Genomic DNA, 644 nt, shown 5'->3' on the forward strand with positions numbered 1-644 from the left:
TGCGGAATGCGGAAATGCGCTTCGAATTCATTGCGGCGGTCTGGCGAGGGGGCGAGCGTGGCAAGAGCTGCCTCGCGGATGTCGGACATCGAGCGAGGGCCGAGCAAGGTGACCGCCTGCATGAAGCTGGAGACTTGTTCGGGGGCGATTGCGAAGGCGTGGCGGCGCAGCAGCCTAGCGAAGTCCAGGAACGTTGCGGCGGCACGGGGCAGGTTTTCTCCGCGCATCATTCCTGCGCGCCCCCCTCTGTCCTGCCGGACATCTCCCCCTCAAGGGGGGAGATTGGCAGGTTCGACGCCTCGCTCAGGTTTACAAGGCCGGAGATTAGCGAAGGCCGGGATGACAGCTGATCTCCCCCCTTGAGGGGGAGATGTCCGGCAGGACAGAGGGGGGCGCTGTCCCGCCAGCGTTGCGGAATTAACAGGCAGAAGGGATCGCTGACGTCCCGGCTCACCCCAGCGCCTCCTCAACGATCGCCTCCAGCTCCGGCGCAATGGACGCCAGGTCCTCTTCGTCCTTGATCAGCACGCCGATGGCGCGGCGGAGAGCTTCGGGCCACGGGCTGCCGCCCCTTTCGAGAATGGTCGCCGCATTGGCCCATTCGACCGCTTCGGAGATACCGGGGGGCTTGGCCAGCGGCCGGG

2 pseudogenes are annotated in these 644 nt (G+C 66.3%); both read right to left on the reverse strand.

Going from position 1 to position 644, the window contains the following annotated elements:
- A pseudogene (locus tag AC1DZ8_RS33330) lies at positions 1 to 230 on the reverse strand (vWA domain-containing protein); the annotation flags it as partial.
- A gap of 220 nt (positions 231 to 450) precedes the next feature.
- Positions 451 to 644, reverse strand: a pseudogene (locus tag AC1DZ8_RS33335) (AAA family ATPase); the annotation flags it as partial.

This window comes from Mesorhizobium sp. P2_F7 (genome assembly GCF_056403695.1).